Origin of the sequence: Oricola indica (assembly GCF_019966595.1) — a bacterium.
Taxonomy (GTDB): Bacteria; Pseudomonadota; Alphaproteobacteria; order Rhizobiales; family Rhizobiaceae; genus Oricola; species Oricola indica.
In genome coordinates this window covers 66,098-92,416 of the sequence record NZ_JAINFJ010000009.1, presented here as the reverse complement: position 1 = coordinate 92,416, position 26,319 = coordinate 66,098, and the positions used below count along the sequence as shown (strand labels likewise).

At 63.4% G+C, this 26,319-nt stretch carries 26 protein-coding genes; 14 read left to right on the top strand and 12 right to left on the bottom strand.

Translation table 11 applies throughout. The annotated features are described in order from the left end of the window. Positions 1–10: 10 nt before the first annotated feature. Positions 11–1,003: an NAD(P)-dependent alcohol dehydrogenase gene (locus LC343_RS19510; RefSeq protein WP_223478849.1), complete on the bottom strand. Its 993-nt coding sequence runs from the start codon at positions 1,001–1,003 to the stop codon at positions 11–13. 100 nt (positions 1,004–1,103) lie between these two features. Between LC343_RS19510 and LC343_RS19505 the strand changes: the two genes are divergently transcribed. Continuing rightward, the gene (locus tag LC343_RS19505; protein ID WP_223478848.1) at positions 1,104–1,997 is read left to right on the top strand and encodes a LysR family transcriptional regulator; all 894 of its coding nucleotides are present in this window, start codon (positions 1,104–1,106) and stop codon (positions 1,995–1,997) included. 82 nt (positions 1,998–2,079) lie between these two features. Further along, positions 2,080–2,991: a ChaN family lipoprotein gene (locus tag LC343_RS19500; protein WP_223478847.1), complete on the top strand. Its 912-nt coding sequence runs from the start codon at positions 2,080–2,082 to the stop codon at positions 2,989–2,991. Here LC343_RS19500 and LC343_RS19495 read toward each other — a convergent pair. From LC343_RS19495 to groES, 3 genes are all read right to left on the bottom strand, one after another. After that, positions 2,988–4,133 carry a mechanosensitive ion channel family protein gene (locus LC343_RS19495; RefSeq protein ID WP_223478846.1) on the bottom strand — a complete coding sequence of 382 codons (1,146 nt, stop codon included), beginning with the start codon at positions 4,131–4,133 and terminating at the stop codon, positions 2,988–2,990. The genes LC343_RS19500 and LC343_RS19495 overlap by 4 nt on opposite strands. A 157-nt stretch (positions 4,134–4,290) precedes the next feature. Then, entirely contained in the window at positions 4,291–5,919 is a 1,629-nt protein-coding gene (groL, locus tag LC343_RS19490) for a chaperonin GroEL (RefSeq protein WP_223478845.1), read from the bottom strand. A gap of 21 nt (positions 5,920–5,940) precedes the next feature. Then, positions 5,941–6,255, bottom strand: a complete 315-nt coding sequence (gene groES, locus LC343_RS19485) for a co-chaperone GroES (RefSeq protein WP_223478844.1) — start codon at positions 6,253–6,255, stop codon at positions 5,941–5,943. A 254-nt stretch (positions 6,256–6,509) separates the two neighbouring features. Between groES and LC343_RS19480 the strand changes: the two genes are divergently transcribed. Then, a complete protein-coding gene (locus LC343_RS19480; protein ID WP_223478843.1) occupies positions 6,510–6,782 on the top strand; it encodes an usg protein in 273 nt (90 codons plus the stop codon). Positions 6,783–6,791: 9 nt separating this feature from the next. On the opposite strand, the gene LC343_RS19475 is transcribed toward LC343_RS19480, so the two are convergent. Beyond that, positions 6,792–7,481 (bottom strand): hypothetical protein, encoded by a 690-nt coding sequence (locus LC343_RS19475; RefSeq protein WP_223478842.1) that lies wholly within the window; start codon positions 7,479–7,481, stop codon positions 6,792–6,794. A gap of 63 nt (positions 7,482–7,544) precedes the next feature. After that, a complete protein-coding gene (locus tag LC343_RS19470) occupies positions 7,545–8,120 on the bottom strand; it encodes a thermonuclease family protein (protein ID WP_223478841.1) in 576 nt (191 codons plus the stop codon). Positions 8,121–8,245: 125 nt separating this feature from the next. Here LC343_RS19470 and LC343_RS19465 point away from each other — a divergent pair, with 125 nt between their 5' ends. Continuing rightward, positions 8,246–8,419: a DUF2267 domain-containing protein gene (locus LC343_RS19465; protein ID WP_223478840.1), complete on the top strand. Its 174-nt coding sequence runs from the start codon at positions 8,246–8,248 to the stop codon at positions 8,417–8,419. Between the two features lie 150 nt (positions 8,420–8,569). On the opposite strand, the gene LC343_RS19460 is transcribed toward LC343_RS19465, so the two are convergent. After that, on the bottom strand, positions 8,570–9,172 hold the full coding sequence (locus LC343_RS19460; RefSeq protein ID WP_223478839.1) for a thermonuclease family protein: 603 nt from the start codon (positions 9,170–9,172) through the stop codon (positions 8,570–8,572). Positions 9,173–9,365: 193 nt separating this feature from the next. On the opposite strand from LC343_RS19460, the gene pncA reads away from it, so the two are divergent. From pncA to LC343_RS19435, 5 genes are all read left to right on the top strand, one after another. After that, positions 9,366–9,965, top strand: a complete 600-nt coding sequence (gene pncA, locus LC343_RS19455; RefSeq protein WP_223478908.1) for a bifunctional nicotinamidase/pyrazinamidase — start codon at positions 9,366–9,368, stop codon at positions 9,963–9,965. A gap of 9 nt (positions 9,966–9,974) precedes the next feature. Further along, positions 9,975–11,285, top strand: coding sequence for a nicotinate phosphoribosyltransferase (gene pncB, locus LC343_RS19450; RefSeq protein ID WP_223478838.1), 1,311 nt, complete (start codon positions 9,975–9,977; stop codon positions 11,283–11,285). Positions 11,286–11,430: 145 nt separating this feature from the next. Next, a complete protein-coding gene (locus tag LC343_RS19445; protein ID WP_223478837.1) occupies positions 11,431–11,931 on the top strand; it encodes a ClbS/DfsB family four-helix bundle protein in 501 nt (166 codons plus the stop codon). A gap of 88 nt (positions 11,932–12,019) precedes the next feature. Next, positions 12,020–12,517 (top strand): thioesterase family protein, encoded by a 498-nt coding sequence (locus LC343_RS19440; protein WP_223478836.1) that lies wholly within the window; start codon positions 12,020–12,022, stop codon positions 12,515–12,517. Positions 12,518–12,650: 133 nt separating this feature from the next. Next, positions 12,651–14,489: a bifunctional diguanylate cyclase/phosphodiesterase gene (locus tag LC343_RS19435; protein ID WP_223478835.1), complete on the top strand. Its 1,839-nt coding sequence runs from the start codon at positions 12,651–12,653 to the stop codon at positions 14,487–14,489. A 4-nt stretch (positions 14,490–14,493) separates the two neighbouring features. Here LC343_RS19435 and LC343_RS19430 read toward each other — a convergent pair whose 3' ends face one another. From LC343_RS19430 to LC343_RS19410, 5 genes are all read right to left on the bottom strand, one after another. Then, the gene (locus tag LC343_RS19430; protein ID WP_223478834.1) at positions 14,494–15,537 is read right to left on the bottom strand and encodes an aldo/keto reductase; all 1,044 of its coding nucleotides are present in this window, start codon (positions 15,535–15,537) and stop codon (positions 14,494–14,496) included. A 74-nt stretch (positions 15,538–15,611) separates the two neighbouring features. After that, positions 15,612–16,343, bottom strand: a complete 732-nt coding sequence (locus tag LC343_RS19425; protein WP_223478833.1) for a polyamine aminopropyltransferase — start codon at positions 16,341–16,343, stop codon at positions 15,612–15,614. Positions 16,344–16,405: 62 nt separating this feature from the next. Next, positions 16,406–17,473 carry an ABC transporter substrate-binding protein gene (locus LC343_RS19420; RefSeq protein WP_223478832.1) on the bottom strand — a complete coding sequence of 356 codons (1,068 nt, stop codon included), beginning with the start codon at positions 17,471–17,473 and terminating at the stop codon, positions 16,406–16,408. Beyond that, on the bottom strand, positions 17,470–18,882 hold the full coding sequence (locus LC343_RS19415; RefSeq protein ID WP_223478831.1) for a sensor histidine kinase: 1,413 nt from the start codon (positions 18,880–18,882) through the stop codon (positions 17,470–17,472). The genes LC343_RS19420 and LC343_RS19415 overlap by 4 nt, the downstream gene beginning before the upstream one ends. After that, positions 18,875–19,558, bottom strand: a complete 684-nt coding sequence (locus LC343_RS19410) for a response regulator transcription factor (protein ID WP_223478830.1) — start codon at positions 19,556–19,558, stop codon at positions 18,875–18,877. Before LC343_RS19410 ends, LC343_RS19415 begins: the two co-directional genes overlap by 8 nt. Before the next feature lie 97 nt (positions 19,559–19,655). On the opposite strand from LC343_RS19410, the gene LC343_RS19405 reads away from it, so the two are divergent. The 5 genes from LC343_RS19405 (at position 19,656) to LC343_RS19385 (ending at position 26,252) form a co-directional block, all read left to right on the top strand. Then, complete coding sequence (locus tag LC343_RS19405) at positions 19,656–20,630, top strand: Bug family tripartite tricarboxylate transporter substrate binding protein (RefSeq protein ID WP_223478829.1); 975 nt, start codon at positions 19,656–19,658, stop codon at positions 20,628–20,630. A gap of 89 nt (positions 20,631–20,719) precedes the next feature. Next, positions 20,720–21,151: a tripartite tricarboxylate transporter TctB family protein gene (locus tag LC343_RS19400; protein ID WP_223478828.1), complete on the top strand. Its 432-nt coding sequence runs from the start codon at positions 20,720–20,722 to the stop codon at positions 21,149–21,151. A 3-nt stretch (positions 21,152–21,154) separates the two neighbouring features. Next, on the top strand, positions 21,155–22,678 hold the full coding sequence (locus LC343_RS19395; RefSeq protein ID WP_223478827.1) for a tripartite tricarboxylate transporter permease: 1,524 nt from the start codon (positions 21,155–21,157) through the stop codon (positions 22,676–22,678). Positions 22,679–22,787: 109 nt separating this feature from the next. Next, positions 22,788–24,176, top strand: a complete 1,389-nt coding sequence (locus LC343_RS19390) for a cytochrome P450 (protein WP_223478826.1) — start codon at positions 22,788–22,790, stop codon at positions 24,174–24,176. Between the two features lie 72 nt (positions 24,177–24,248). Beyond that, positions 24,249–26,252 carry a hydantoinase/oxoprolinase N-terminal domain-containing protein gene (locus LC343_RS19385; RefSeq protein WP_223478825.1) on the top strand — a complete coding sequence of 668 codons (2,004 nt, stop codon included), beginning with the start codon at positions 24,249–24,251 and terminating at the stop codon, positions 26,250–26,252. Positions 26,253–26,319: the final 67 nt, after the last annotated feature.

Here is a 26,319-nt window from a genome sequence, read left to right as displayed (position 1 = left end):
CTCCTCCGTCTCAGGCAGCGACGGCTGTCGCTTCGGGGGTTTCAAGCGACAGCACCACGGAGCCGCGCACGTGCCGGGTCTCGACACGCCGGTGCGCGTCGGCAATGTCGCCCAGCGGGAAACGGCTGTCGACCACGGCCCGGATTTCGCCTTTGTCGAGCAGACCGGCAAGGTATTCGAGATCATCGCGGCTGTCGTTCGATATCGCGAGCACGATCTTCGGTCCGCCCGTTAGCTTCGCGACCAGCGCCTGGATCATCTCGCGGCCGCTGAACTCGAGCGGCACGTAGCGCCCGCCGGGCTTCAGCACCCGCTTCGCGACGGAGTAGGGCAGCTTGCCGACCGGATCGAGCACCACATCGAAGTCCGTCCCGGTATCGGCAACATCCTCACGCCGGTAATCGACGACCTTTCCCGCACCGAGCGATTTCACCAGATCGAGATTATCGGTGCCGGCGACACCGGTGACGCTTGCGCCGAGATAGCGGGCAAGCTGGACCGCCCACACGCCAACCGCGCCGGACGCGCCGTTGACGAGAACCTTTTCGCCGGGTTTCACCTTCGCGAAATCGCGAAGGAACACCAGCGCCGAGATCGCGCCGAAGGGCACGGCTGCCGCCTCTTCGTAAGTGATTGCTTTCGGTTTATGCGCCACAGCGCCATCGGCCTTGACGACGAGATATTCCGCATGGGCTCCCTGCGCGAAGCCAAATACGGCGTCGCCAAGCCGGAACCGCTCGACTTCGGATCCGCGCGAAACGACACGGCCGGAAAAGGCATTGCCGAGGATCGGGTTGCGCGGGCGGCGAAGACCGAACATCAGACGGCCGGGAAGCCACATGACACCCGGAAAGGCGGAGGCGCGCAGGCGCCAGTCGGCCGTGGTGACGGCGGCGGAATAGACCTTGACCAGGATCTCGTCCTTGCCGGGTTCCGGACGGACGACATCGCCGACGGACAGGACACCTGCATCGCCGTATTTCTCGTAAAGGGCGGCTTTCATAATGGTTTCTCCAACAGGATCGATTGCGTTGATGCGGATATACCCATGCACTCACGCATATTAAATTGACCAATTACTGCGTTCTGATATGCATTTTCGTATGGATTGGCGTTCCGTGAAGTTCGACTGGAACCGGGCCCGGGCGTTTCTCGTCACGGCCGAAGAGGGTTCGCTGTCCGCCGCGGCGCGGGCGCTTGGCATGGCGCAACCGACGCTCGGCCGGCAGGTCGACGCGCTGGAAGGCGAACTCGGCGTCGTGTTGTTCGAGCGCGCCGGACGCGGACTGACGCTGACGCCGGCGGGTCTGGAACTGCTCGACCATGTGCGCGCAATGGGCAACGCCGCGGGCCTCGTTTCGCTCGCCGCCTCCGGTCAGGCTCAGTCCATCGAGGGATCGATCTGCATAACCGCGAGCGAGATCTACTCGGCCTTTCTGCTGCCGCCCGTCGTGGCGCGGCTGAGACGGGAGCAGCCGGGTATCGAGGTCGAAATCGTCGCTTCCAACGCCGCGATCGACCTTAAGCGGCGCGAGGCGGATATCGCCATCCGCAATTTCCGTCCGACGCAGCCCGACCTGATCGCGAAGAAAGTGGGCGACGATCTCGCCCGGTTCTACGCCGCGCCCGGCTACCTGAAACGGATCGGCAATCCCGCGATGCCGGAAGACCTGTCGCGCGCGGACTTCATCGGCTTCGACACGACATCGGTGATGCTTGACGGGTTGAACCGGATGGGGCTTTCGCTGTCGACGGCGAACTTTCCGGTGTTGACCGCCAACCACCTCGTCCACTGGGAACTGGTCAAAGCCGGCGTGGCGATCGGCATCGTGCCGGAACGGATCGGCGACAGTGAACCGACCGTGCGCCGCGTGCTGCCGGATTTCCATCCGATGGAAGTTCCGATCTGGCTGACGACACATCGCGAGCTCAACACCAGCCGGCGCGTGCGCCTCGTCTTCGACATGCTGGCGGAGGAACTCGGAAAAAAGCACTGACGTTACGGCCACTTGAACATGTGGCACTTGTTTTCCAGATTGCTTCGACAAGCATCGCGACAGGACCACGATAGGAGTGATCATGCCCATACGCCCCGTGCTTTCGGCTGCAGTCATAATGGGCTGCCTGACGGCGTTTCACACGACGGCCTGGAGCCATCCCCTGGACGGCACCGCATGGACCGGCGACGGGTCGAAGACGACTTACGCGGATATCGAGGCGCGGGCGATCGCTGCGGATTTCGTGCTTGTCGGCGAAATCCACACCAATTCGGTGCATCACACGATCCAGGCGGACATCATCCGCACCATGGCGGAGGCCGGCCGCGAGCCGGCGGTGGTGTTCGAGATGGTTCCGAAAAGCCTGCAACCGGTTCTCGACGCGGCGATGGCAGCGCCCGCGCCAGACCTCGACGCACTTGGCGCGGAACTGCGCTGGACGAAACGCGGCTGGCCGGACTGGGCCATCTACCGCCCGATCGTCGAAGGCGCGCTGGAACTCGACCTCCCCCTTGTCGCCGGCGATCTGGACCGCAGCGTGATCCGCGACATTGGAAAGCAATCTCTTACCATTGAATCGGACGTCACCTATCCCGAGGAAACGCGCGCAGGGCTGGCAGAGGAATTGATGGCCGCCCATTGCGATCTGCTGCCCGAAGAGGCGATCGCGCCGATGATCGACGTCCAGCTTGCCCGCGACCTGTCCATGGCAACGGCAATGCTGGACGCCGGGCGCAGCGACGGTGCGGTCCTGATCGCGGGTGCGGGCCATGTACGCAGCGACTGGGGCGTGCCGTTCATCCTGCAAACAAAGGCGCCAAATACTGACACTGTCTCGATAGGATTATTCGAGGTGACGGAGGACGCACAGCGCTTCGCCGACTATGAAGACATAGAGGGCGAAGGCCTGCCCTTCGACTTCATCCGCTTCACGGAGCGCAGCGAAACGCGCGACCATTGCGCGGACCTGGAAGAGCAACTGGACAAGAACTAGGAGACCGGAGCGCGGGCGCCATCGGGAATATCTTCCCGATATTCCTCGGTGCCCGACCGGGAGATCTCGGCGCGGAAGCGCGGCAGGGCCTGCGGATATTCGGCCTGCAGCCAGGCGATCAGCTTTTCACGGATCTCGCAGCGCAGTTCCCAAGTGGCGATCGAGTTGCGTGCGCTCATGATGCCACGCACGACGATCGTCTTGTCGTTCGCATCGGTCATGTGCATCTTGGCGACCTGCCCGTCCCAGAGCGACGAAGACTCCACGAATTCGATGAGCTTCGCGCGCAGTATCTCCACCGGCACCGAGTAATCGACATGCCAGGTGACCGCCCCGATGATCGAGGTCCCTTCGCGGGTCCAGTTCTCGAACGGCTTCTCGATGAAGTAGGACAGCGGCACGACCATGCGCCGCCAGTCCCAGATACGCACGACCACATAGGTCGCGCCGATTTCCTCGATCCAGCCCCACTCGCCCTCGACGATGACGACATCCTCCAGCCGGATTGGCTGGGTGAGCGCGATCTGGACGCCGGCGATCAGGTTGGCAAGGACCGGGCGGGCGGCGAAGCCGACGGCAAGGCCGGCAACACCGGCGGAGGCGAACAGGCTGACGCCATATTGGCGAACGCTGTCGAAGGTCAAAAGCACGGAGGCGGCGGCGATGATGAAAATCAGGATGTTGGCTGTTCGACGCAGCACGCGGACCTGCGTCACGACCTTGCGGCCATGGACGTTGTCCTCGCCATCTTCCGTTTCAAGGCGATGGCCGCGCATCAACCGGTCGGTGAAGAGATTGGTCAGCAGGATCGCCGTCCAGCCGATCAGCCCGATCATGATGACCGAGATCGTCCTGGAGACCGCGCCCTTGAACTCCATCGGCAAGCCGGAGGCGGAGACCGCCACCGAAACAGCGAGCAGAATGATGGCGAGGCGGGCGGGACTGCGCGCACGGCCGATCGCCTGCCGCCACCATGAACTGCGGCGCAGCATGCGCGCGAGAGCTCGCCACAGAAGCGCATGGACGGCCCATCCGACGAAGATCGCAACGGCAAGCAGTATGAGCGGCCATGCCCAGAGGGACGCCAGCATATAGGTGTCGACTATGGCTTCTTCGGCGGTTTCGACGATCTCTTCCGGCATCGATCCTTGCAGCGGTTTGTAATGGCGTGGCCGCGCCGCAAAGCGCGCGAGAGGCTCATTCTTGTCCTTGAGCTAGGGCAAGTCTACCGCAGTGCAACAAAAAACCCGCGGGAAGGTTCCCGCGGGTCGATTGTCTGTCAGAGGCTTTGAGGCCGGATCAGAAGTCCATGCCGCCGCCCGGCATGGCCGGCATCGGGGCTTCCTTCTTAGGCAGTTCGGCGACCATTGCCTCGGTGGTGATCAGCAAGCCGGCGACGGAGGCTGCGTCCTGAAGGGCGGTACGCACGACCTTGAGCGGGTCGATCACGCCGGACGCGAACAGGTCCTCGAAGGCGTCGGTCTGGGCGTTCCAGCCCCAGGAGAAGTCGGACTTCTCGCGGACCTTGCCGACGATGACGGAGCCTTCGGCGCCGGCATTCGTGGCGATCTGGCGCATCGGCGCCTCGATTGCGCGGCGGATGATGTTCACGCCGACTTCCTGGTCGTGGTTCGCGGTCTCGACGCTTTCGAGCGCCTTGACGGCGCGCATCAGCGCGGTGCCGCCACCCGGCAGGATGCCTTCCTCGACGGCCGCACGGGTTGCGTGCAGGGCGTCGTCGACACGGTCCTTCTTCTCCTTCACCTCGACTTCGGTCGCGCCGCCAACGCGGATGACCGCAACGCCGCCAGCAAGCTTTGCAAGGCGCTCCTGCAGCTTCTCGCGGTCGTAATCGGAGGTGGTTTCCTCGATCTGGGCCTTGATCTGGTTGACGCGGCCTTCGATCTCGGACTTCTCACCGGCGCCATCGACGATGGTGGTGTTTTCCTTCTCGATAACCACTTTCTTGGCCTTGCCGAGCATGTCGAGCGTGACATTCTCGAGCTTCACGCCGAGATCCTCGGAGATGAAGGTGCCGTTTGTGAGGATGGCGATGTCCTGCAGCATGGCCTTGCGGCGGTCGCCGAAGCCCGGCGCCTTGACGGCGGCGATCTTGAGGCCGCCGCGCAGCTTGTTGACGACGAGCGTGGCGAGCGCCTCACCCTCGACATCCTCGGCGATGATCAGAAGCGGCTTGCCGGACTGGACCACGGCCTCTAGGACCGGGAGCATGGCCTGCAGGTTGGAGAGCTTCTTTTCGTGCAGCAGGATGTAGGGGTCGTCGAGCTCGACGCGCATCTTCTCCTGGTTGGTGACGAAATAGGGCGACAGGTAACCGCGGTCGAACTGCATGCCTTCGACGACTTCGAGCTCGGTCTCGGCGGTCTTGGCTTCCTCGACGGTGATGACGCCTTCATTGCCGACCTTTTCCATAGCCTCGGAGAGGAACTTGCCGATCTCGGCGTCGCCATTGGCGGAGATGGTGCCGACCTGGGCGATCTCCGAGTTCTGCGAGACCTTGCGGGCATTGGCCTTGAGTTCGGCGACGACGGCGTCGACAGCCTTGTCGATACCGCGCTTGAGGTCCATCGGGTTCATGCCCGACGCCACGGCCTTGGCGCCCTCGCGGACGATCGCCTGGGCGAGGACGGTCGCGGTGGTGGTGCCGTCGCCGGCCAGATCGTTGGTCTTGGACGCAACTTCGCGCACCATCTGCGCACCCATGTTCTCGAACTTGTCTTCCAGTTCGACTTCCTTGGCGACGGTGACGCCGTCCTTGGTGATGCGGGGCGCGCCGAACGACTTGTCGATCACGACATTGCGCCCCTTGGGGCCGAGCGTGACCTTCACGGCATTGGCGAGAATGTCGACGCCACGCAGCATCTTCTCGCGCGCTTCGACGTTAAACTTGACTTCCTTTGCAGCCATTTTCGTTTTCCCTTGTTACGCTCAGGCGGCCTTTTTCGCCGCGGCTTCGGCCTCGATGACGCCCATGACGTCGGATTCCTTCATGATCAGGTAATCCGTGCCTTCGAGCTTGATCTCGGTGCCGGACCATTTGCCGAACAGGATGCGGTCGCCAACCTGAACGTCTAGCGGCTGGATCGCGCCCTTCTCGTCGCGCGCGCCGGAGCCCACAGCGACAACCTCGCCCTCGGACGGCTTTTCCTTGGCTGTATCGGGAATGATGATTCCCCCGGCCGTCTTTTCCTCGGCTTCGATGCGGCGGACCAGAATGCGGTCATGCAATGGACGGAACTTCATGCGTGTTTTCCTCCTGGACAAACGATGTTGAAGAGAGTTCCGCCGGCCGCCGTTCCCTTCGAACCGGCGGCTGGCGCGCGATCCGGATCGCGGCTTCGCGCGCCGGAAATCTGGTTTCGGATATTTTCGGATTCAAGAGGAGCGAAAGAAAAAATCAGCACTCGCCCGTATGGGCTGCTAACAAGCTGATATTATTGACAGAATCAGATTTTTTCGTAGCGTTCTTCGGTGCAATAGTCCGAAAAGGAGTGGCAATGCAAGGCAAGAGCGCTTTCGAATTGCAACTGGAAGGCTACGGGCTGACAACAGCCCATATCCTCTATCGCATGCCGGACCATCCGGGCATCCTGCAGACCTATGTCTGGCAGGACTACGACCTGGCTCCGGAGTTTCCACAGATGTACGGATTTCTCGATTTCTGGGAGAACAATCTCGACGGCCCGCTGCATTCTGTGCGCTACTCGCACCAAAGGCTGATCAAGCCCGGCGAGTTTCGCCGCGTGGACGGCGAGATCGTGCTGCACTAGGGGCTTGCCCTAGTCGAGCGCCAGAACATCCGAGACGAGCCGCACGCGCTCGTCGGCCGTCTCGACCACGATGACCGCGTCGCCGCCTGCCTCGACGGTTTTGGCGGGGACTTCGATTTCGGCCGAAAGCTTGCCGGCAGCGTCGGTCTCGACCGTATCCAGCATGGTCAGGCTGTCGCCGCGGCGAAGGCCGATCCTGACGTCCTTGTTCCCGGGAAGGCCGGACGCCTCGACCTCGAACTTGCCGTCATCCTTTTTCTCGACGTCGACTTCGGGACCGCGCGACGGCTGGGCATCGACGCCAGGCAAGCCGATGCGATCGCCGAACTCGGCGATCTCGCGACTGAAATCCGGCGTGTCAGCCAGATAGTCGGAGACGGTCTTGCCGGCTGAATTGGCCGCATCCCGGATGTTCCGTCCGGCATCATCCATGGCCATCCGCGCCCTGCCAAGGAAATCATCGACTGCATCCTCTTCGAAGACTGGCATTTTCAGTTTGCCTTCGGGAAGGTCGGCAACCGTATCGGCGTCGTTGACGCGCAGGATTTCCCCCGGCTCGGTGCCACAGCGCTCGGCAAGCTGTTCAAGCGTCTCGCCCGGCTGCATTTCCTCAATGAAGCCGCATGTGGAGCGGGCGTTGGCCGGGGCGGCCAAAGCGGTCGTGGCGGCGATGACGATCAAGAAGGATGTGCGGCGCATAGCGGTCTCCCGGCTTGGTGGAACGTGTGTCCATAACCGGCGAGCCTGGCGAAAGGTTCCGCTTCAGGCTCCGCACCAGGTTCCCACCGGCTCGCGGCGGCCGCGCCACGAGACGGCGAGGCCATTGCTGACAAGCAGCGCGCCGGCATCGCCGGCGGATGTCGCAATCGCGGCCAGTGTGCGGCCATAGCGGTCCTGTCCCTGCCGGACGATGCGGATCGGCTGGCCGTCGAGCAGGCGCGCGAGTGCGCGCGTGGCGGCAGCAGCGCGCTGCGTTTCCGCGCGACAGCGGCCCTTCACCTCGGGCGCATCGATATTGACGAGCCTGATCTTTTCGCCGGCGAGCCAAATCGTGTCGCAATCGACCCCGCGGCCCACGCCACAAATCGGCATGGCGCGCGGCGCTACCGTGGCGGAGAAATCCGGCGGTGCGGAAGGCGTATAGGCGCTGGTGGTCATGTGGTCGACAAGCGCGCCCACGCGCGAGAGTTCGATACCGTCCACATGGCGCAGCATCACCGCAACGCCCGCGCCAATGGAGAAGCAGGCGACCAGCAAAAGCGCCGTGCGCCACGGCAGGCGACTGCTGGACCGCGAGCGGGAGGTGGCGTTTCCGCGTTTTGCGTCGATGGTGGCCATGGCACGCGTTCCGGTTCGAATCGTGATGCGAGCCTGCGGGCCGAGGTCTTACTTTTTCGTTCAAGCGACCGGCGGGTCAGCTTCGCGGCATTGCCGGACATAGGCCTGTGGCCTAGACGGGACATGTGCCGATACCCCAGGAGTATTTCACCGCCTCGCGCGACTTCGACGCCTTCATGGCGGATGCGAAGGAAGCGCTCGGGACCGTCGCGTCGGCGCTCAGGCGGCATGTGAACGGGGAGGATTTCGAACGGATTCCGGCGGGGTTGCCGGAAGAGGTGCGGGCCTGTTGGGCGTAGCCGTCGAATACCTTAATTCGACCACGAAACACGGCATCGATAGCGAGGCGGAACTTCGACAGATACCGGATGGATTCGACGGTTATGTCTGGACGAACCGAATCGAGGTGGTTGGCCCGCTCCTTGAGAAAGGCAAACCCGGATAAGGGTCTACTCGCACCAGGTCTCGCGCGGCTCCTCGCGGCCCTTCCATGGAACCGCGACGCCGAAGCGGACGAGATTGCGGCCGACATCGCCATCGGGCGTTTCGACAACGGCAAGGATTCGGGCCTGTCTGTCGCGGCCCTTGCTGCGGATCTCGATCGTGCGGCCATCCAGCAATTGCTTCAGCGTCTCGACGGCCTCGCGGCCGAGCGCCGCTTCACGCATGCAGCGACCTTCCGCCCGAGGGACGGCCGCATTGGCGAGACGGAAGCGCACGCCGTTCAGCCAGAAAGTGTTGCCGTCGATTGTGCAGTTCTCGGATTGCCGCCCGCGGCAGATATCCATCGGTCTCGGTTCGATTCCCTCGTAGAAGTCGAAGCCCTGGCTGCTTTCGCGACTGACGGAACTGGTGAAGAAAACCGGTTCCTCGACCGCCCCCGACCCGCGCCGTTCCGGATCATGTGAGGCGAGCACCGCCCAGGTGCCGCCGCCGACGGCGAGAAACAGGCCGATGATCGCCGCGGCAATCGTCGCACGTGTCGACAGGAACCGGGCCGCACGTCCATTGGTGTCGACGGCAAGAAAGAGATCGGGATGGTTGCTGCGCATGTATCTCGGTGCGAATTTTGTTGCGCTGCATTATCAGGTCGCCGCATTACCAATTCGTTCGGGAAAACCCGCAAATTCGAGGGAATAGGCCATCATGCCGGCGGTTTCGGACGGCGATGCGCCGGCCGGTCTTTTCATTATTCTTTACGTGTCCTATTCGTTTGGCAACCGCCACCGGCAAAGGGAGGCCGCCATGGCGCACAAGGCGCTGATCGTCATCGACATGCAGAACGACTTCTGTCCGGGAGGCGCGCTCGCCGTCGGCGGCGGCGACGAGATCGTACCGCTCGTCAACCACCTGATCGACAGCCACGACCACGTGATCCTGACGCAGGACTGGCACCCGGCGGGTCACTCCTCTTTCGCATCACAGCATGAAGGCAAACAACCTTTCGAGACCATCGAGGCCTCCTACGGACCGCAGACGCTGTGGCCAGACCACTGCGTGCAGGGGACAAAAGGCGCCCAATTCCACGACGATCTCCAATGGACGACGGCGGAACTCGTGATCCGCAAGGGTTTCCGACCGGAGATCGACAGTTACTCGGCTTTCTTCGAAAACGACCATGACACGCCGACAGGCCTTTCCGGATACCTGAAAGAGCGGGGGTTCGGGGAGGTCGTGCTTTGCGGGCTGGCGACAGATTTTTGCGTCGGCTTCTCGGCGCTTGACGCGGTGACCTGCGGTTTCAAGACCTCTGTTGTCATGCAGGCTTGCCGCGCGATCGACCTGGACGGGTCACTCGCGGCGATGACCGAGCGGATGCGCGCCGCCGGCGTGCATCTTCTCTAGGACGACACGATGGTTTTTCGCGTTCTCGATATCGCAAGGCGTGTACACGACCATACCTGGAAGCTCGATCCGATCGTCCGGTCGCTGCTCGATACGGATTTCTACAAGCTGATGATGCTGCAGATGATCTGGAAGCAGCATGCCGATGTGAATGCGACCTTTTCGCTGATCAACCGAACGACGTCTATCCGGCTCGCCGAGGAGATCGACATCGACGAGTTGCGGGACCAGCTCGATTACGCACGGTCGGTCCGGCTGACCAAGAAGGAGCATATCTGGCTCGCCGGGAACACGTTCTACGGGCGCAAGCAGATCTTCGAGCCGGAGTTCCTCGCCTGGCTGGCCGACTTTCAGCTGCCCGACTACGAGATCTCGGTGAAGGATGGCCAGTTCCAACTCGATTTCCACGGGCCGTGGACGCACACGACCATGTGGGAGATCCCGGCGCTCGCCATCGTCAACGAGTTGCGTTCGCGCGCGGCGATGCGCGGCATGGGCCCGTTCGAGCTCGACGTGCTCTATGCACGCGCCAAGGCGAAGACGTGGGAGAAGGTCGAGCGGTTGAAGGCGCTCGATGGTCTGTCGATCTCGGATTTCGGCACGCGGCGGCGGCACTCCTTCCTGTGGCAGCGCTGGTGCGTGCAAGCCTTGCAGGAGGGCATTCCCGACGCGTTCACCGGCACCTCGAACGTGCTTCTCGCGATGGACAACGACCTCGAAGCCGTCGGCACCAATGCGCATGAACTGCCAATGGTCTACGCAGCGCTGGCGGAGACCGACGCCGGCATCGCGCAAGCGAATTACAGGGTGCTGGAAGACTGGAACGCGCTTTACGGCGGCAATCTGCGCATCGTCCTGCCCGACACGTTCGGAACCGCGGCTTTTCTCGAGGACGCGCCCGACTGGGTGGCCGACTGGACCGGTTTCCGGCCGGACTCGGCCCCGCCGGTCGAGGGCGGCGAACGCATCATCGACTGGTGGCGGGAAAAGGGCCGCGACCCGGCACAGAAAATCCTGATCTTCTCCGACGGTCTGGATGTCGATACGATCGTAAGCACGCACGAACACTTCAAAGGCAAGGTGCGCATGGCCTTCGGCTGGGGCACCAATCTGACCAATGATTTTGTCGATTGCGCGCCGCGCCGCAATGACCAGCTTCGCGCCATCTCCCTGGTCTGCAAGGTCACCGAAGCCAATGGAAAGCCGGCGGTCAAGCTGTCGGACAATCCGAGAAAGGCGACAGGCGATCCGGCGGAGATCGAGCGCTATCTTCGGATTTTCGGGGCGGGAGAACGGGTCGACAAGCCTGTCTATGTGTAACACGGCGAACCACCCCGGTCGACACGGTTATGCGATCTTCTCAGGTTTGCGAGCGAAGCGCTGGCGAAAGAGCTGCATGACTTGACGCTGGTCAATGCCGGTACATGACGGTGACTCGATCCTCTCAAGGACGAGGAGACGCTCCATGGCCGCAACGAGCAAAGACCAACTGATCGCCATAACCGGCAAGGAATACGCCAGGCTCACAGCGCTCATCGACGAGATCGGAGAGACCGTCGCGCTCGCAAAGGATGGCGGCGGCACTTCGATCAAGGACGTGATTGGTCATCGTGCGCACTGGATCGAACTGTTTCTGGGCTGGTATCGTGACGGCCAGTCGGGAAAAGCGGTCCACTTCCCAGCCGAGGGCTACAAGTGGAACCAGTTGAAAGCCTACAACGCCATGCTTCGCGAGGCGCAATCGACCCTCGGCTGGGCCGATGCAAAAGCGCTTTTGAAGAACGGGCACGAGCAACTGTTGGCATTCATGGCATCGAAGAGCGACGTTGAGCTCTATGGCGGGCCGATGGAGGGCGCCAACAACGACTGGACGCCCGGGCGATGGGCAGAGGCGGCGGGGCCAAGCCATTACCGATCGGCAGGCAAATATGTCCGTGCGCGGCTCAGGACGCCGGGCAGAGCGTAAATCCGCTGCGTAAAACGGCGGCGACAGCGTCTCGACTTCCTTTTACGTAAACGTTAGAGCGGTCCTATCGGAACGAAGGACCACCGCCATGAACCTGATCCTCCGCCTGCTCCAGGTCCTGCTGGGTTCGAGGAAGCGTGGCCATATGGACGTCCTGGCGGAAGGGCGCGTAACGCTGCGCTGCTGGCCGAACGATCTCGATACCAACCTGCACATGAACAATGGCCGCTATCTCACCATCATGGATCTCGGCCGGCTGGACCTGATCCTGCGCACGGGGCTCCTGCCGGTCATGCGGTCGCGCAAATGGTATCCGGTCATCGCGACGGCGAGGATCGGATTCCGGCGATCGATCAATGTTTTCGATCGTTTCGACCTGACCACGCGTGTAATCGGCTGGGACGAGAAGTGGCTCTATATTGAGCATCGCATGGAACGCGGCGACAAGGTGATGGCGCAAGCCTTCGTCAAAGGACTTTTCCTCGGCCCCGACGGCAAGGTGCCGATGGCCGAACTGATCGCGGCGGCGGGGCATCAGGGTCTGTCACCTGAAATAGATCCCGAGATCTTGGCAGCACTCACATAGTTGACGCAACCTCCCGACTTCGCAGCCTTAAGTTAAATGTAGGGGATTTTCGTGAAGAAATACCTGTTGAAGTAAACCTAATTGTAACGGGCGCATGATGCATTGCGACGCAGATACGAACAGGCAGGTGCCGATGACACTGGAAGCTCAACTCAAGCTTTCCGCCTTTCAGGGCAAGATTCTCGAAGCGGTCGCGACAGGCAGCGACTTCCACAGCGTGGCCGACCTCCTCTGCCGCGAGGCCGAGCAAATTGCGCCGGACGCCGTCTGCACAATCGTGCGCATCGAGAACGGTCTTATCCGACCGGTCGCGGCGCCGAGCCTGCCTGACAGCTATGCCGAGGCGCTTGACGGCGTGCCCATCGGGCCGGAGGTGGGCTCATGCGGCGCCGCCGCCTATTTCGGGGAACCCGTGCAAACGACGGATATCGATAAAGATCCGAAATGGCAGCCTTATCTCGGATTGATCGCGCCGCACCGGCTCAAAGCCTGCTGGTCGAGCCCGATCAAGACGCGCGACGGTCGCACAGTGGCGACCTTCGCCTTCTATTTTCGCGAAAACCGCGGCGCGGACGACGCGGAAAAGGAACTGGTCAAGCGTTGCGTCCATTTGTGCGCGATCGCCTTCGAATATGCCGAGATCAACGCGCATAACGAGTATCTCGCCTATAGCGACCAATTGACCGGAATCGGAAACCGCCGGTCATTCGATACGGCGTTCTTCGATCCGGAGCTGTTGTCGGCTCCGTTCGGCCTGTTGCTCATCGACATCGACAATCTCAAGATCGTGAATGACAGTCTCGGCCATTGCGCCGGCGACACGCAAATCGCTTCGGTGGCGAAGCGACTCGCCGCGCTTGCAGGCAAGAACAACGCGTTCCGCCTTGGCGGCGACGAATTCGCGATCATTTGCCGGGGATGCAAGGACCACGCTTCGTTGCGGCAAAAAGCCTATATGGCGCTCGACGCGGTCACCCAGCCGATCGATACAGAGAACGGAACGCTTTCGCCCAGTGTCACGATCGGCGGCGTTCTCAACGGTATCGACGGAACCGCGCCCGAACAGCTTCGCCAGAACGCCGACATGGCGCTCTACCACGCCAAGCAGATGCGGCGCGGCGGATATGTCCAGTTCGATCCGAGCCACAAGAGTACCATCCTGCGCCGTATCGCCGAATCGCGCGATTTGCTGGAAGCGCTGGACGAGGACCGGGTCATCGCCTTTTACCAGCCGGTGGTCAGCCTGGAGACCGGACGGATCACCGGTGTCGAGGCGCTGGCGCGGATAAGGCGCCCGGACGGCCGGATCGCGACGGCATCGGAATTCCAGATGGCGTTCGACGACGCGCGCAACACCTCGCGGCTGACCGCGCAGATGATCGATCTCGCCTTCAACGAGTTGCGCTACTGGCTCGACGAAGGCCTGCCGATCGAGCATGTCGCGATCAATCTGGCGACGGCGGATTTCCGGCCCGACGATCTCGAGGAACGGCTGATGTCCGCGCTGGAAAGAACCGGCCTCTCACCGCATCGCTTGCAACTGGAAGTGACCGAGACGGTGCTGATGGAAGGCCATGTCGCGCAGCCCATGGCCAATCTGCGAAAGCGCGGTGTCCGTGTCGCTCTCGACGATTTTGGCACCGGCTTCGCATCTCTGACTCATCTGCTGCATTTTCCGGTCGACGTCATCAAGATCGACAAGAGCTTCGTGGAAAAGCTCATGACCGATGTCCCGAGCGCTGCGATCGTCGAAGCGCTGGCTGACATCGCGCGCAAGACCGGGCTCGATGTCGTCGCCGAGGGCGTCGAAACCTATGCGCAAGCGGAAAGGTTGGCCGAACTCGGCTGCGATTTTGGCCAGGGATACCTTTTCTCCCGGCCAGTCGATGCAGCCGCGATCACCGATCTGCTTCGAACCACGCTGCCGGTACGTGATCCGGCAGCATTGCAGCCCAGGCAAAAACGGGCCTGATCGCCTACATCGGAACCGTATGGCGCTGGTAGATCTCGAGGATTTCATCCAGCACGGCGTCGTCGAGCTCGACATCGACCGCGCCGATATTGGTCTTCAATTGCTCCATCGATGTCGCACCGATGATGGCAGCCGTCATGAAAGGGCGCGACAGGCAGAAGGCCAGCGCCATCTGGGCCGGATCGAGCCCGTGCCTGTCGGCAACCGCCAGATAGGCTTCCAACGCCGGTTTCGATCGCTCCTGGTAGCGGCCGTTGAGGTCCGGCTGCATCGAAAGCCGAGTACCCTCCGGAACCTCGCCTGTCCGGTACTTTCCCGACAATAAGCCGGCGGCCAGCGGCGAAAAGGCGAGAAGACCGACATCCTCATGGGCGGCGACTTCCGCGAGATCCATGTCGAACAGCCGGTGCAAGAGCGAGTATTCGTTCTGGATCGACTGAATGCGCGGAAAGCCCTTCTGCTCCGACAGTTTCAAATATTGCATCGTGCCCCAGGCCGTCTCGTTGGACAGGCCGACATGGCGCACCTTGCCTTCCTTCACCAACGCATCGAGTTCGCCCATCACTTCGGCGATGACGTCGAGCGTCTGCTGCCGGTCGTGGTCCTCAGGTTTCCAGAACCAGGACTTGCGGAAATGGTAGGTCTGGCGGTCCGGCCAATGCACTTGATAGAGATCGATATAGTCCGTTTGCAGGCGTTTGAGGGAACGCTCGCACGCGCGGCGGACCTTGGCGGCGGAAAGGTTCGCGCCATCGTCGATCCAGGCCCGGCCGCCACCGGCAACCTTCGAGGCAAGAACGATGTCGTCGCGCTTGCCGCGCCCGGCAAACCAGGTACCGATGATCGATTCCGTGTCGCCGACAGTATCAGCGGAAGCCGGCGTCGTCGGATAGAGTTCGGCCGTGTCGAAGAAATTGACGCCTTGGCCGACGGCGTAATCCATTTGCCGATGGCCTTCGGCCTCGGTGTTCTGCGATCCCCATGTCATTGTGCCGAGGCAAATCGCGCTCACATCCAGGCCGGTTCGGCCGAGTTTGCGGTATTTCATCGTGATGATCCGGATTGTTCGAAACAGAATGTCTTTCACCGCCAGTCTACAGGGCACCGAAACCCGAGTGCAAGTCAGGCCGGCGCGGCGGACTTGCGGGCGAGATATACTGTCTGGGTGAACTCCCGGTCGTGCTGGAGCGGGTTGGTGAACGTCACCGGCTCCGCGCGCGCCTCGCCGAACACGGAGGCGAGCAATTCCGTGAAAGCACTGTCCGGCCGGTCGTCCGACCAGAGGCCCATGATACCGCCGGGATGCAGGTGATCGGCCAGGCGAGCGAAGCCTTCCGGTGAATAGAAACTGCCCGAGCGGCGGTCCAGCAGGCGATCGGGTGCGTGATCGATATCGATGAGGATGGCGTGAAAAAGCCGTCCGGGCTTAGCGGGATCGAATCCTTTTCGCGACGACGCGAGGGCGAAGAAATCGTCGCACACGAAGCGGCAGCGCGGATCGCCCGCGAGCGGCGGATCGAGCGGAATCAGTTTCCGCTCGTGCCAATCGACGACCGGATCCAGCATCTCGATGACGATCAGAGAATCGACGCTATCGTGTTCGAGGACGGCCGCCGCCGTGTAACCGAGGCCGAGTCCGCCGACAACGACATCAAGGGACTCGCCCTCCAGTTCGGCGAGACCGAGCCGTGCGAGGGCAACCTCGGACGCCGTGAACAGGCTTGACATGAGGTGTTCCTCGCCGAGCATGATCTCGAAGACATCCTCGCCAAGCGACAGGATATGGCGTCTGCGCAGGATTACCGGTCCGATGGGCGTCGGGCGATAGTCCAGTTCCTCGAAAAGTTTGCTCATTGGGAATGCGATCTCCTGTCCGGCCGCACGTGCCGGCGGTTTGCAGCCTGTAGCGGCTGGCTTCAGTCTTCGGCGATTCCCAGCGAGTCACGCCACTGTTTGAGGAATAGCCGACGCTTCATCTGGTCGAGGCCAACCATCAGCGCCGGGCCCAGCGCGATCGGGCGGATCGTGCGGCTCTCGCCGCCCGCCCTGCCAAGCTCCCGAAACATATAATCCGCGCCGTCGAGCGGGGAAAACAGCAACGCCTCCTCGTTGAGAATACGGCGGCCTTCCGGCCCCTGCGTGAACTCAAGGAACGCACCTGCATCGGCCTTGTTGGCGGCATTGTCCGGCACGTAGGCGGCCCGGGTCAGCACCAGCGTATAGTCTGACGGGACGATGACAGCGAGTTCGGGCTTCTCGCGCGCCTCGGCCAGCGCATAGGAGCCGAGCACGTTGTAGCCGAGCGTCAGGCGGCCATCGGCCACGCGGTCGAGGATTTCCTGGGTACAGCAATAGAGTTTGACCTCGTTGCGGCCCATGCCCTCGATCAACCGGCCCCAGGTGGAGGAACGCTGATCGTCCAGCGTGGCGAAGAGATAGCCGAGACCGGAGGATTCGATGTCGTAGGTGCCAATGCGGCCCTTGAACCGGTCGGGCTGGCGCAGCAGGTCAAGCAGCGCGAAATGATCGACGGGCGCCTCCCACTCGGCGACGGCGCGCCGGTTGTAGACGATGACAGAAGGCTCGTAGGTCAATCCGAACAACTGATCGCGCCAGCGCGCGTAATCCGGCAGGAGCTGAAGACCGGGACGGAGTACTGTCGATGCGCAGCCGTCATTGACCAGCTTGACCTGAAGATCCATCGCCGAGGAGAGCACCACGTCGTCCGCCGGCCGCTTGCCGGCACAGGCGTCCCGTGCCTCGGAGAAAAGCGCGTTGGTCGTAAGCTCGCGATAGCGGATGGCAACCGACGGATTGGACCGCTGATAGGCCTCGATGACCGGGCGGATGATGCCTATATCGGTGGTCGAGCCGACAACCAGCATACGCACTGGCGCGGCGGATGCCGGGAACTCGTAATCGTCGGCGCGAGCGGGCATGGCCGAAGCCAGCAGCAAAACCGCGAGGGCTATCCAGCGCATCATGGGCGGTCTCCCGCAAGCGGCAAGGAGAGCGAAACCTCGAAACCGCCATTCTCGATGTCGCGCAGTGTGAGTTCGCCGCCATGCGACACGGCGACTTCGTGGGCGATGGCGAGCCCGAGACTTGCGCCCTTGGAGGATGCCGCGCGGTTGCGCCGGAACCGCGTTCCCGCCGATGCGCGGTCTTCCTGCGCGATCCCGCCCCCATGGTCGATCACGCAAATAATGGCGCGCCCGCCTTCTGCCGCGACCCGGATGGCGACCGGCGGCTTGCCATGTTCGAGCGCATTGTTGGCGAGGTTCTTGACCGCCTCGCGCAGTGAAAACCGGTCGCCGGCGACTGTCACCGCCTCTTCCGGCAGGTCCAGCAACGGCAGTTCCGCAGCCGCATCGGCAAAACGCCGCGTCTCCTGTTCGGCCTCGATGGCGATGCGGCGCAGGTCGACACGCTCGCGCGGCTCGGAATCAGTGCGGTGGGTCACCATGGCATGGCTGAGCAACTGGTCGGCCAGGCGGCCGACGGCGATCGACCGGTCCAGAATGCGCTTGTTGATGCGGCGCAGCCGGTCGGGCGATTCCTCGCCCGCAGCCAGCTGCGCCTGGGCGCGAATGGCGGTGATGGGCGTGCGCAACTGGTGGGCGGCGTCGGCAACGAAGGACTGCACGGCGCTGACGCGACGGTCGAGCCGGCGAGTAAAGCGGTTGATCGCATCGACGACGGTCTCGATCTCGCGCGGCGTCTCGATCTCGAAGGGCGACAGGTCGTTCGGGTCGCGCGACAACAAGGCGCGCTCGACGCGGATCAGCGGCGCCAGCGCGTAACGCACCGCGAACCATGCCAGCAGCACGATGGCGAGCGCAGCAGCCCCGACCAGGATTGCCGCCTTGGTGGCGATGTCGCGGGCAAGCGCGATGCGCTCCTGCACCGTGTGGGCGACGATCACGCGGACATTGCCGTTCATGCCGCGTTCCGCGATCTGTCGCGTTGTCATGACGGCGCGCACCGTCTCGCCGGAATAGTCGGTTTCATAGGCGGTCGCCGCCCGGGTCTCCGCCTCCTCAGGCAAAGGCAGGTCTGGATAGCCGGTCAGCGTTTCGCCATCCATTCCGACAACCCGGTAGAACACGCGGTCGTTGCGCGCGAGAGACAGGAGTTCGAAGGCGGAGGATGGCAGGTCCACCAGCACCTCGCCATCCGCGACGCTAATGCGTTCGGCGATTTGCAGTGACGCACCGGTCAGAAGCCGGTCATAGGCTTCGTTGGCGGCCTGAATCCCGTAGTTCCACGCGGACCAGAGCGCGGCCGTGGCGGCCAGCAGCAGGATGAAAGTGACCGCCAGTGTGAGGCGCAAGGCGATGGAGGGGCGGCGGCGCGTGCGCAAAGCGGGGCCGCCATTGGTGACGTCAAGCATGGCGGGCAGGCCCGGCGACGAAGGCCTGATAGCCGAGCCCGCGCAGGGTCCGTATTTCCAGCGAGGTCGAAGGGAGTTTCTTGCGCAGACGCGCGATATAAAGCTCCACCGCATTGAGCCCCACCTCGTCCTCGAGCCCGAAGAGGCGCGAATGCAGCTCCTCCTTGGCGATCACACGTCCTCGTGAGGAGAGCAGGATTTCCAGAAGCGATTGTTCGCGGCGCGTCAGATCGCACGGCGTGCCGGCAACGGTTACGCGCCGCGTCGCGGTGTTGAAGCAGATGTCGCCCGCCTCCAGGACGGCATCGGTTTCACCATGCCTGCGCCGCGCGACGGCGCGCAGCCGCGCTTCCAGTTCGCGAAAGTCGAAAGGCTTGACGAGATAGTCGTCCGCGCCGGCATCGAGCGCATCGACACGATCGTCGACGCCGAGCCGCGCAGTGAGCATCAAGACGGCGAGCGCTTCGCCGCGGGCACGGATTTCCTTGAGCAAGTCGTAGCCGGAGCCGTCTGGCAGATTGATATCGAGCACCATCAGGTCGAAGGGCTGTACGGCAAGGAACTGGCGCGCGTCCGCGAGCGTGCGCGCCTTGTCGCAGACATGGCCCTGCCGCGACAGGTTCTCGGCGATCGCATCGGAGACGTCCTCCGCGTCCTCGACAATAAGCAGGCGCATGCACTCCTCCCGCCGTGACAGGTCAGTGACAGCTTCATGCACTATTAGGACCGGCAGCTGCGGCGTGCAATGCCGCGGCGTCTTTGGAGGAGATACCATGAAGAAACTTATCGGCCTCGCGGCCGCGTTCACGCTTGCATCCTCGATCGCGGCCTTCGCTTTCGAGCCGTCCAACACCGAGTGCATTGCCCCGGCCAATCCGGGCGGTGGCTGGGACTTCACCTGCCGGCAGGTCGGCAAGACCATGCAGGACTTGAAGCTGGTTCCCGGCACCATGCAGGTGGTCAATCTTGCCGGCGGCGGTGGCGGCGTGGCCTATGCCGAAGTCGCCAACAAGCGCAATGACGAAAACAACCTGATTGTCGCGGCGTCCTCGGCGACAGCGACCCGGCTGGCGCAGGGCGCCTTTCCCGGCAACACCATGGACCAGATGCGCTGGGTCGGCGCGGTCGGTGCCGACTACGGTATCATCGCGGTTGCAGCGGATTCCGAGGTCAAGACTCTTCCCGAATTGATGGACATGATCAAGAACGATCCGTCCTCGGTCTCCGTGGCCGGCGGCTCGGCCGTGGGTGGCTGGGACCATCTGAAGGTTCTGCTCGCCGCAAACAAGGCCGGCATCGACGATGTCCGCACCATCAAATATGTCGCCTTCGACGGTGGCGGCGAGGCGGTCACGCAGCTGCTCGCCGGCTCGGTGCAGGCCTTTACGGGTGATGCGTCCGAAGCCAAGGGCTTCGTCGATTCCGGCGACATCCGCGTAATCGCGGTTCTCGCGCCGGAGCGTCTGGAAGGCGATTTCGCGTCCTTCCCGACCGCAAAGGAACAGGGCATCGACGTGATCGGCGCCAACTGGCGCGGTTTCTATGCGCCGGGCGGCATGTCCGATGACGCCTATGCATTCTGGACCGACGCGGTCGCCAAGACCTATGCGTCCGACGAGTGGAAGCAGGCGATGGCGGCGAACGGCCTCGCGCCGCTCGACATGACCGGCGCCGAGTTCGAGGCCTTCGTGAAGGAATCGATCGACAACATCAGCGACCTGTCGAAGCAGATCGGCCTGATCAAGTAAGCAAAGACTTACGGTTTGATACTGGCATCCGGCGCAACCGCCGGATGCCCTTTCGACCAGGGCGAATTCATCCCAGGGGAGGGGAGAGCATGAGCGACCGCATATTCGGCGTGATCGGGCTTTTCTTGTCGGCGTTTTACGTCTGGCAGGCGACGCTGATCCAGGAGAGCTTCATACAGGACCCGGTTGGCCCGAAGGCCTTTCCCGTCCTGATCGCCATCGTGCTGGCGGCGGCCAGTCTCGTCTTCGTCCTCAGGCCCGATCCAGCACCGCACTGGCCCGCCGCAGGCCGGCTATTTGAAATCGCGATGTCGACGGCGCTTATGATCGCCTATGCGCTGGCCCTGCCGGAAGCAGGCTTCGTCGCCTCGACGACCGTCGCCGCAGCCTTCCTTTCCTGGCGGCTCGGCGCGCATCCCATTGCCTCGATCATCGCCGGACTCACGATCGCGATCGGTATCTATGTCGTTTTCCATCTCATTCTCGGCTTGTCGCTGGCGCGCGGGCCCTGGGGGTTCTAGATCATGGACGTTCTTTCCTCGCTCGGTGACGGTTTCGTCGTCGCCTTCACGCTTCAGAACCTTCTTCTTGCCCTGCTCGGTTGTTTCCTCGGCACGGTGATGGGCGCATTGCCGGGGCTCGGGCCTTCCAACGGCGTCGCCATCCTCATCCCGCTCGCCTTCACGCTGGGCCTGCCCGCGACACCAGCTCTGATCCTGCTGACCAGCGTCTATTACGGCGCGATGTATGGCGGGCGCATTTCGTCGATCCTGCTCAACATCCCCGGCGACGAGCCCGCGATGATGACCACGCTGGACGGCTATCCTATGGCGAAGAAGGGCATGGCCGGCGAGGCGCTGGCACTGTCCGGCATTGCCTCCTTCGTCGGCTCGTTCTTCGCGACCTGGGGCCTCGTCATGCTGGCGCCGCAGCTCGTCAAGGTGGCGCTGCTGTTCGGCCCGGCAGAGTATTTTGCCTTGTTCACGCTGGCCTTCGCAACGCTTGGCGGCATCGCCAGCCGCAACCAGGCCAAGGCCGCCTTTGCTGCGGCGCTGGGTCTCGGTATCGCAACGATCGGCGTCGATGGCCAGACGGGCGTGCCCCGCTTCGCTTTTGGCGAGGTCCATCTTTATGACGGGATCGATTTCCTCGTCGCGATCGTCGGGTTGTTCGCGGTCTCTGAGATCTTCGTCTTCCTCGAAAATCATCGTGGCAATGCCGACGCCGACGCCTCGAAGATGAAGATCGGACGTGTGACGCCGCCGCTTTCGATGCTCAAGAAAACCGCAGGCGCGATGAGCCGGTCGACGGTGATCGGCTTCATCGCCGGTGTGCTGCCCGGTGCAGGCGCTTCACTCGGTTCGTTTCTCGCCTATTCCCTGGAAAAAAAGGTCTCCGACAAGGACGGCACTTTCGGCAAGGGCGATCCGCGCGGCGTCGCAGCGCCGGAGGCCGGCAACAACGCCGCGGCCGGCGGCGCGCTTGTGCCGATGCTGGCGCTCGGCGTGCCCGGTTCCGGCACCACCGCGGTACTGCTCGCCATGCTGCTGGCGCTGAACATCACGCCCGGGCCGCTGCTGTTCCAGCAGAACCCCGACGTGGTCTGGGGCCTGATCGCGGCGCTGTTCATCGGCAATGTCATGCTGCTTTTGATGAACATCCCGATGGTCTCGCTGTTCGTGCGGGTTCTGCTGATCCCGCCGAAATATCTGATGCCGGCGGTCGCGATGATCTCATTCGTCGGCATCTACGGCATTTCCGGATCGACATTCGACCTGATGGTCATGGTCGGGTTCGGCGTGCTGGGATGGGTCTTGCGCAAGCTCGACGTGCCGCTGGTACCGATTATTCTCGGCGTGCTGCTCGGCGACCAGATGGAGAAGAACCTGCGCCGCGCGATGACGATCTCCGACGGCGACTGGACGACGCTGTTCGCCTCACCGCTATCGATTGCGCTGTGGGCCTTCGCCATTCTCGGCTTCGTCGCGCCGATCCTGTTCGGGCGGTTCTTCAGGGTGAAAAGGCGCGAAGAAGACATCGGCGATTGAGCTCCGCATCGTGTAATCCGTGAAAGCGCCCCGCCCGTAACCTATATGAGGTACGGGCGGGGCGTCGCATCGCTTCCCCTGTGGGTTGCATTGCGATAGGATTACAACCATGGATTCTCAACCAAAACCTTTCGTGCCGCCCCACCCGACGCCGCGCAACCGGCCCCCGACACGGCTCGAACTGATCCGGACGTCGATGCGCAACCCGCTCGAGATCTGGGGCGAGCCGTCCTACACGCTGCCGCATATCTCGGTGAAGTTCCTCGCCGACCACGTTCTGATTGCGAACCACCCGGAACTGATCCGCCATATCCTCGTCGACAATGCGAAGAACTACCGCATGGCGCGTGTGCGCCAGCTGATCCTGCGGCCGATCCTGCGCGACGGGCTTTTGACCGCGGAAGGCGATGTGTGGAAACGGTCGCGCAAGGCGATGGCGCCGGTCTTCACTCCGCGCCATATCCGCGGCTTCGCCGACATGATGAAGGCGCGCACCGAGACCTTCCTCACGCGCTATCGCGAAACCGACGGCGCGGTGCACGACATCAGCGCCGAGATGACGGAGCTGACCTTCGAGATCCTGTCCGATACGTTGTTTTCGAACGAAATCGCGACAGGCGGCGATGATTTTGCCGGCGATGTCGACCGGCTTCTGTCGACGATGGGTCAGGTGGACCCCCTCGACCTTCTCAAGGCGCCGGAATGGCTACCGCGGTTCCAGCGTATGCGCGGCCGGAACGTGCTTGGGAAATTCCGCAAGATCGTGCGGGACACGATCGACCAGCGCCGTATGCGGATGCAGTCCGACCCGGACAGCGTGCCGGAGGATTTCGTCACGCTGCTGCTCGAGGCCGAGGGCCCGGACGGGCTGTCGGCCGCGGAAATCGAGGACAATCTGATCACCTTCATCGGCGCGGGACACGAGACGACCGCGCGAGCGCTCGGCTGGACGCTCTACTGCCTCGCCAATGCGCCGCAGGAACGCGCGCTGGTGGAAGAGGAAATCGCCAATGTGCTGGCGGAGGGACCTCCGCCGGTCGAATGGCTGGACCGGATGCCGAAGACGCGCGCCGCCTTCGAGGAAGCGATGCGGCTCTATCCGCCCGCGCCGTCTCTCAACCGGGAGCCGATCGAGAGCGAGACCTTCGTCATGAAGGACGGCACGCAGATCGAAATTCCGAAGGGCGCGACTGTCCTCGTCATGCCCTGGGTGCTGCATCGCCACCGCCTCCATTGGGACAATCCGAACGCCTTCGTGCCGTCGCGTTTCTGGCCGGAGAACCGCGACACGATCGACCGGTTCCAGTATCTGCCCTTCGGCGCGGGACCGCGCATCTGCATCGGCGCGACATTCGCGCTGCAGGAAGCGGTAATCGCGCTGGCCTTGCTGCTGAACGAATTCAGCTTCGAGCCGACACCGGGCCTCAATCCCTGGCCAGTTCAGAAACTGACCGTGCAGCCCCAGAACGGCCTGCCGATGCGGGTTGTACGGCGGTAGGGCATTGCCCTTACTTCATGACATGCGTAATGCAGCGCATCCGAAACGATCCTTGCGCGCGATCCATTACAGATGACCCTCTCCCTCGGCATCGATACGGGCGGCACCTTTACGGACGCCGTCATCCATGACGAGACGCGCGGCGTCATCGCGAAAGCAAAAGCGCTGACCACGCGGCACGACCTGTCCATCGGGCTCGGCGAGGCGATGGACGCCGTGCTGGGGGCAAGCGAATTCGCACCAGAGGATATCGGTCTCGTCTCGATCTCGACGACGCTGGCGACCAACGCGCTCGTCGAAGGCCAGGGCGGACGCATCGGGCTCGTCATGATCGGTTTTTCGGAAAGCGATCTCGACAAGGCGGGACTGCGCGAGGCGGTGTCCGGCGATCCCGTGATCTTTATCTCCGGCGGACACGATGCACATGGCCGCCAGGCGAACGAATTCGACCGTTTGGCATTGGAAAAGGCCATTGACGGCCTTGCCGGCGAGGTCTCCGCCTTTGCCGTCGCGGGCTATTTCGCCGTGCGCAATCCGGAGCACGAGATCGCGGCGTGCGAAGCGATCCGGGCGCGCACCGGATTGCCGGTCACCGCGAGCCACGAACTCACCGCCAAACTGGACGGACCGCGCCGCGCCCTGACCACCGTGCTCAATGCGCGATTGATCTCGATGATCGACCGGCTGATCGATGCCGCCGAGGCACGGATGGCGGCATCGGGCCTCAGCGCGCCGCTGATGGTGGTGCGCGGCGACGGCTCGCTGGTCTCGGCCGGTTTCGCGCGGTCGCGTCCGATCGAGACGATCCTGTCGGGCCCCGCGGCGAGCCTCGTCGGCGCACATCACCTCGCGGGCGAGGACAATGCCATCGTTTCGGATATCGGCGGGACGACGACCGACATCGCGATCCTCGACGGAGGCCGGCCGCGCATCGATCCGCAGGGCGCGACGGTCGGGGGCTACCGGACCATGGTCGACGCGGTGGCGATGCGCACCTTCGGGCTCGGCGGCGACAGTGAGGTCGCCATCGATGACGGCGCATTGAAACCCGCGATACGGCTCGGGCCGCGCCGGCTCGTGCCCTTGTCGCTTCTGGCGCATCAGCATGGTGCGGACGTCGTCGCGCAACTCGACCGGCAGATGCGGGCGAGCTTCCCGGTACGCAACGAGGGCCGCTTCGCACTGCGCGCCGGCGTCCCCGACCGTCTGGCCGCCGGGTTGTCACGGTCAGAAGCCGATTTGTACTCGCGGCTGACCGACACGCCGCAGCCGCTCGACAGGCTGCTAAAGGCGACCGCCGAACTGGCAACGTTGAACCGGCTTTCCGCGCGCGGGCTGGTGCTGATCGCCGGCTTCACGCCGTCCGATGCCCAGCATGTGCTCGGCCGCTTCACACACTGGAACTGTGACGCTGCCCGCAAAGGCGCTTCGCTGTTCGCGCGCAGGAAGGATGGCTACGGCAATCCGCTCGCGCGCGATCCGGAAACGATCAGCAGCAGGGTCGTGGACCGGCTGATCCGGCTCTCCGCCGAGCGCGTGCTCGAAACGGCGCTTTGCGAGGACGGACTGGATGGCGCGGCAACGGCCCTTTCGCCGCTCGCGCAGCGCGCACTCGATCGCAAGCCGGGCATCGCGCAAATCGCGCTTTCGCTCGACCGGCCCATAATCGGCCTCGGCGCGGGCGCGGGCGCCTGTTATCCGGGTGCGGGCGACCTGCTGGCAACACGGGCGATCATTCCAGACCATGCCGACGTCGCCAATGCCGTCGGCGCCGTGGTTGGGCAGGTGCGGGTTACTGTTTCAGCCGAGATCGTGCAGCCCGTCGAAGGCCGCTTCGAGATCGCCGGGCAGGCGGAAGCCGCCGGGCTCGCCTTCTCCGAGGCCGATGCCGCGCTGGATGCAGCCGAGCGCCTGTGCGGCGACATCGCTGCGGCCAAGGCACTGGAAGCCGGCGCGGGGGAGATCACGCTTTCGACCGCGCGCGACCTGAAAACGGCCGAGATCGAAGGACGTGATCAATTCGTCTCCGCATCGGTGACCGTAACCGCAGGCGGGCGTCCCGCGACGGCGCGCTGACCGGACCGTTCGGGCTCCGGACGGCATTGGCCGAGTCATCCTTTCGCCGCTTGAACCGGTCCTTCGC